The sequence below is a fragment of the Citrobacter sp. NCU1 genome (assembly GCF_010231475.1).
Lineage (GTDB): Bacteria > Pseudomonadota > Gammaproteobacteria > Enterobacterales > Enterobacteriaceae > Citrobacter_D.
Genome location: NZ_NRDO01000099.1, coordinates 1 through 5,918 on the forward strand (window position 1 = coordinate 1; position 5,918 = coordinate 5,918).

Annotated in this window: 7 protein-coding genes; 4 read left to right on the plus strand and 3 right to left on the minus strand. The window is 52.5% G+C overall.

The window, feature by feature from the left end; translation table 11 throughout:
* Nucleotides 1-88 precede the first annotated feature (88 nt).
* Nucleotides 89-589 carry a cell-envelope stress modulator CpxP gene (gene cpxP / locus CJP72_RS23955; RefSeq protein ID WP_162383748.1) on the minus strand — a complete coding sequence of 167 codons (501 nt, stop codon included), beginning with the start codon at nucleotides 587-589 and terminating at the stop codon, nucleotides 89-91.
* A 150-nt stretch (nucleotides 590-739) separates the two neighbouring features.
* Here cpxP and cpxR point away from each other — a divergent pair, with 150 nt between their 5' ends.
* Together cpxR and cpxA are read left to right on the plus strand one after the other, a co-directional pair.
* A complete protein-coding gene (gene cpxR / locus CJP72_RS23960; RefSeq protein WP_038635960.1) occupies nucleotides 740-1,438 on the plus strand; it encodes an envelope stress response regulator transcription factor CpxR in 699 nt (232 codons plus the stop codon).
* Nucleotides 1,435-2,808, plus strand: coding sequence for an envelope stress sensor histidine kinase CpxA (gene cpxA, locus CJP72_RS23965; RefSeq protein WP_162383749.1), 1,374 nt, complete (start codon nucleotides 1,435-1,437; stop codon nucleotides 2,806-2,808). Before cpxR ends, cpxA begins: the two co-directional genes overlap by 4 nt.
* Before the next feature lie 35 nt (nucleotides 2,809-2,843).
* Here cpxA and yiiM read toward each other — a convergent pair whose 3' ends face one another.
* Nucleotides 2,844-3,518: a 6-hydroxyaminopurine reductase gene (gene yiiM / locus CJP72_RS23970; RefSeq protein ID WP_162383750.1), complete on the minus strand. Its 675-nt coding sequence runs from the start codon at nucleotides 3,516-3,518 to the stop codon at nucleotides 2,844-2,846.
* 152 nt (nucleotides 3,519-3,670) lie between these two features.
* On the opposite strand from yiiM, the gene CJP72_RS23975 reads away from it, so the two are divergent.
* Nucleotides 3,671-4,567, plus strand: coding sequence for a dihydrodipicolinate synthase family protein (locus CJP72_RS23975; RefSeq protein WP_162383751.1), 897 nt, complete (start codon nucleotides 3,671-3,673; stop codon nucleotides 4,565-4,567).
* Between the two features lie 45 nt (nucleotides 4,568-4,612).
* On the opposite strand, the gene sodA is transcribed toward CJP72_RS23975, so the two are convergent.
* Nucleotides 4,613-5,233: a superoxide dismutase [Mn] gene (gene sodA / locus CJP72_RS23980; protein ID WP_162383752.1), complete on the minus strand. Its 621-nt coding sequence runs from the start codon at nucleotides 5,231-5,233 to the stop codon at nucleotides 4,613-4,615.
* A gap of 286 nt (nucleotides 5,234-5,519) precedes the next feature.
* On the opposite strand from sodA, the gene CJP72_RS23985 reads away from it, so the two are divergent.
* The coding region (locus tag CJP72_RS23985) for an L-rhamnose/proton symporter RhaT (protein ID WP_238340159.1) at nucleotides 5,520-5,918 on the plus strand (399 nt) is incomplete at its 3' end.

The window sequence follows — 5,918 nt, forward strand, 5'->3', positions numbered from 1 at the left end:
GATTTTTTCTAAGTACCTGATAAAAAAAACCCCCTCATCATGAGGGGGAAGACAGGGATGGTGTCTATGGCAAGGAAAACAGGGTTTGCTACTGGGAACGTGAGTTGCTACTACTCAATAAATTCAACGATGAGCCTTTTTGCCATTGCGCCACGTCGCGCAGTTGCTCAATTCGTTGCTGATGTTTCTCATTTAAAACCGCTTGCTGCTCCGGCGTTAGCAGGTGATACATCTGGTTGCGAACCCTGGCCATTTCGACCTGGCGGGCAACCTGTTCTTGTGCCATTTTTTCTGCCTGAGCGCGCACAGCGCTTTCATCAAATTTTTCTGCGGTGACAAGGCGATGCATTGTCTCCACTTCGCTAACATTAACAGGAGGCTGTTCGTGTCTTGCCTGCTGCATCAGATCTCGCATCTGTTGACGCTGATGTTCGGTTAAACTTATGCCGTCAAACATATGGCTCTGCGTACTGCGCTGCGTAGGCCCTTCGCCCTGGTGCCAGTTATCGCCTGTAACGACTTCAGCAGCGTGGCTTAAAGGACTGAGTGCCAGCGTTGAGGCCATGACGGCAGCGGTAACTTTGCGCATCACTTGCTCCCAAAATCTTTTCTGTCGCGATTCAACGAGAGACAGTTTACGATTCGGGCTGCAAACATGCGTCAGGGGGTGTAAAACAACGTAAAGTCATGGATTAGCGACTCCTGATGACGTAATTTCTGCCTCGGAGGTATTTAAAAAATGAATAAAATCCTGTTAGTTGATGATGACCGAGAGCTGACTTCCCTGTTAAAGGAGCTGCTCGAAATGGAAGGCTTCGATGTGCTGGTTGCCCATGATGGGGAGCAGGCGCTTGAGCTTCTGGACGACAGCATTGATCTACTTTTGCTCGATGTCATGATGCCGAAGAAAAACGGTATCGACACACTGAAAGCGCTACGCCAGACACACCAGACCCCCGTAATCATGCTGACCGCGCGCGGCAGCGAACTGGATCGCGTACTTGGCCTTGAGCTGGGCGCGGATGACTATTTACCCAAACCGTTTAACGACCGCGAACTGGTTGCACGTATTCGCGCTATCTTGCGCCGCTCTCACTGGAGCGAACAGCAGCAAAGCAGCGACAACGGATCGCCAACGCTGGAAGTGGATGCCTTAAGCCTCAATCCGGGTCGCCAGGAGGCCAGCTTTGATGGTCAAACTCTGGAGTTAACCGGCACCGAATTCACCCTGCTTTATTTGCTGGCTCAGCACCTCGGCCAGGTGGTTTCGCGTGAACATCTAAGCCAGGAAGTGCTGGGCAAACGCCTGACGCCTTTCGACCGTGCGATTGATATGCATATCTCGAACCTGCGCCGTAAGCTTCCGGAACGGAAAGACGGACATCCGTGGTTCAAAACCCTGCGTGGCCGCGGCTATCTGATGGTCTCCGCTTCATGATAGGGAGCCTCACCGCGCGCATCTTTGCTATCTTCTGGTTGACGCTGGCACTGGTGTTAATGTTGGTTCTGATGTTACCCAAGCTCGACTCACGCCAGATGACCGAGCTACTGGACAGCGAACAGCGCCAGGGGTTGATGATTGAGCAACACGTTGAAGCTGAACTCGCGAACGATCCACCCAACGACCTGATGTGGTGGCGTCGCTTGTTCCGGGCGATTGACAAGTGGGCGCCGCCGGGACAACGGTTATTGCTTGTCACCACAGAAGGACGCGTGATCGGCGCAGAACGCAACGAAATGCAGATCATTCGTAACTTTATTGGTCAGGCAGATAACGCCGATCATCCGCAGAAGAAAAAGTATGGCCGTGTTGAGATGGTGGGACCTTTCTCCGTCAGAGACGGGGAAGATAACTACCAACTCTATTTGATCCGCCCGGCCAGCAGTTCGCAATCCGATTTTATTAATCTGCTGTTTGACCGCCCTCTGCTATTGCTGATTGTGACGATGCTGGTCAGCACTCCCCTGCTTCTCTGGCTGGCCTGGAGCCTGGCAAAACCGGCGCGTAAGCTCAAAAACGCGGCGGATGAAGTGGCGCAGGGTAACTTACGACAACATCCAGAACTGGAAGCAGGTCCACAGGAGTTTCGCGCGGCTGGCGCCAGTTTTAACCAAATGGTGACTGCGCTCGAGCGGATGATGACCTCGCAACAGCGTCTGCTGTCGGACATCTCTCACGAACTGAGAACCCCACTGACACGCCTGCAACTCGGCACCGCCCTGCTGCGTCGCCGTAGCGGCGAGAGTAAAGAGCTGGAGCGTATTGAAACTGAAGCCCACCGACTCGACAGCATGATCAACGATCTGTTAGTGATGTCGCGTAATCAGCAGAAAAACGCGCTGGTCAGCGAAACGATGAAAGCCAATCATCTGTGGGGTGATGTGCTGGATAATGCCGCCTTCGAAGCCGAGCAGATGGGCAAATCGTTGACGGTGAATTTCCCGCCGGGACCGTGGCCGCTCTATGGCAACCCGAATGCCCTGGAAAGCGCGCTGGAGAATATTGTCCGTAACGCCCTGCGCTATTCACACACGAAGATTGAAGTCGGCTTCGCAGTGGACAAAGACGGGATCACGATTACCGTGGACGACGATGGTCCGGGCGTCAGCCCCGAAGATCGGGAACAGATTTTCCGACCGTTCTACCGTACCGACGAGGCTCGCGATCGCGAATCCGGCGGCACCGGTCTGGGTCTGGCGATTGTGGAAACCGCCATTCAGCAGCACCGTGGCTGGGTCAAAGCGGAAGACAGCCCGCTGGGTGGTTTACGACTGGTGATCTGGCTACCGTTGTATAAACGCGCTTAATTGTGGCGCCGGGCATCAACCCGGCGCGCAATTTGTTATCTTCCCCACAAACGACGCGAATTGTCTTCGATCTTGCCGCTCAGACGCCGCTTCTGCATCGTTCTGGTCCAGCTTTTTGATAATCCTGCCGCCGACAATAAACGGTGATACTGCGCATCATCAAACGGCATATGCCAGGCAATGGCAATTGCCTCCTGCACCGTGACGTCGCTGACGCGCGACACCAGAATCAACGGCGCATCCGCCGAGACTTTCCCGGCCGCGATAACGCTGTACAACCAGCCCGTTTTACCGGCGTTTTGCATCTGGCTCGCCATGTCACTGATGCCGAAATGGTAGTTAAGTTTAAAGCAGGGTGAACGCGGCTGCGTCACCTGAATCAGCGTCTCTCCCCACTGAAAGATATCGCCAATATAGACATTCTGTTCCGTCAGACCGTCGGTTGAGAGGTTTTCGCCAAACGCGGGCGCGACAAACCGATCCGCCTGTTCCGGGAATTCCCGTGCCCAATACAAGTAATGCTCTCGCGGGTAATGGCACAGTGCGCGATCGGGCCCACCGTGAATTTTCGCCTCCGCCTGCTCATCACCCTCCAGGCCCAGTTCCGTTAGCTGCAGTTCGCCATCCACCTGGATCTTCGCAATCGCGCTGGGGCGGCTTCCCGTATAGTCCAGAACCTTGCCTGTAAACACCTCGACTGGATATCGCATCTGTTCCCTCTCCCCACTAAATAATCCCATTAGAGCATAATTATTTTACCTCAGCCGCTCAAAATGAGAGCCGGATTCACATGATAAATAACCAGACATGATATCAATTAGGGTGATATTGAAACGCCATTTCATAACAAGGAGTCAACAACGTGACAGTACAATCGCAATTTGCTGGTGTCTGGTGTCCCTCCATTACGCCAATGGATAATGATGGAAACGTCGATCTCTCTGGCCTGAAGCACCATCTCAAGCGCCTTACCGACGCCAAAATCGATGTTATTTTGCTGATGGGCAGTATCGGTGAATTCGCCTCTTTGAGTCTTGAAGAGCGGCTGATGTTGATCCGGGAAGCCAGAGCGATGAGCTCGCTGAAGATGGTCGCCAACGTCTCCTCTACCTGTATGAGCGACGTTTTACAGATGGCGCAGGAAGCCGACAACGCAGGTTACGATGCGGTAATGGTATTGCCGCCGTACTATTACGGACAAACGACAAAACAGCTCCTGAGTTATTTCCGCAAACTTGGCGGCGCATTGCGCGGAAAATGGTTTGCCTACAACTTCCCGGCACGGACCGGCTGTGATTTAACCCCAGACCTGGTCGCAACTCTCGCGGCCGAGTTCCCCAATTTTGCGGGTATTAAGGATACCGTCGATTGCCAGTCCCACACCCGCAGCATGATTCAGGCCACCCGCGCCGTGCGTGATGACTTTGCCGTGCTTTCCGGCTATGACGAATATTACATCCCTAACCTGATGGCAGGAGGCGCAGGGATTATTTCCGGATTAAACAATGTGATGCCTGAGCTTTTTGTCGACGCGCGCGAGGCGTTTAAACAGGGCGATCTGCACACGTTACGTGAAATTCAAGACAAGATCGGTACCTATATGTCCATTTACGCGATCGGTGAAGATTTTGTCACCACGATCAAAACTGTGGTGTCGCGTAAATTTGGTTATTGCACCGGGGTTTCGCGCAATGCAGGTGGTGAGTTGAATGAGAGTGACTGCCGAACAATTGATGAGGTGTTTTTAACAAAAGGTTAAGTCATACAGCCTGATGGCGTTACCGCCATCAGGCTACGATCACACTTATTTTTTCGCGGCGAAACGCGCTGCTGCTTCGTCCCAGTTCACCACGTTCCAGAACTCTTTAATGTAGTCCGGACGGCGGTTCTGGAATTTCAGGTAGTATGCGTGTTCCCACACGTCCAGACCAACAATTGGGAAGCCAGACGCGCCAGAGACAGCTTCGCCCATCAGCGGGGAATCCTGGTTCGCGGTAGAGACCACTGCCAGCTTGTCGCCTTTCAGTACCAGCCATGCCCAACCGGAGCCAAAGCGGGTAGCTGCCGCTTTCTCAAACTCGGCTTTGAAATTATCAACGGAACCGAAGTCACGTTCGATAGCCGCTTTCAGGTCACCCTGCAGGGTGGTACCGGTTTTCAAACCTTTCCAGAACAGACTGTGGTTAGCGTGACCGCCTGCGTTGTTACGCAGTACGGTTTTCTTGTCCGCCGGCAGTTGATCCAGTTTTGCGATCAGCTCTTCGACAGACAGGTTAGCGAATTCTGGCAGGCTTTCCAGCGCCGCATTGGCATTGTTAACGTAGGCTTGATGGTGTTTGGTGTGGTGAATTTCCATCGTCTGCTTATCGAAGTGCGGTTCCAGAGCATCGTAAGCGTACGGCAGGGATGGCAGTGTATAACTCATATTCATCTCCATTATTATCGAGCGGCTGGGTGTTAACGCCGCGTAAGCAGTTGGTTCATTATAGTTAATTAAATGATATTGAAAATGATTATCAATGCCGTACTTTTCTTACGGGTATGATCGTTCGCCCACATACCAAAGATGTGAGCTAAATCACCCGCTTAACGTGTCTATTGCCAAAGAGAACCACAAAGCGGCAACGGGAAGAAGGTGAAGAATCTGCGCAATTTTTACACTCATCACGTCGAAGGGGTAACGCGACAATAAAAACGATGAGGATAAAGTCATGAGTAACGCGATTACGATGGGTATTTTTTGGCATTTGATAGGTGCGGCCAGTGCAGCCTGTTTCTATGCCCCATTTAAGCAAGTAAAACAGTGGTCATGGGAAACGATGTGGTCGGTTGGCGGGATGGTCTCCTGGATTATCCTACCGTGGGGTATCAGCGCAATGTTGCTGCCCGATTTTTGGGCCTACTACAGCTCTTTCAGCCTTTCTACTTTATTACCTGTTTTCCTGTTTGGCGCCATGTGGGGTATTGGCAATATTAACTACGGCCTGACCATGCGCTACCTCGGTATGTCGATGGGGATTGGTATCGCGATTGGCATTACGCTGATTGTCGGTACGTTGATGACGCCCATTATCAACGGTCAATTCGATGTTCTGATCAACACGGAAGGC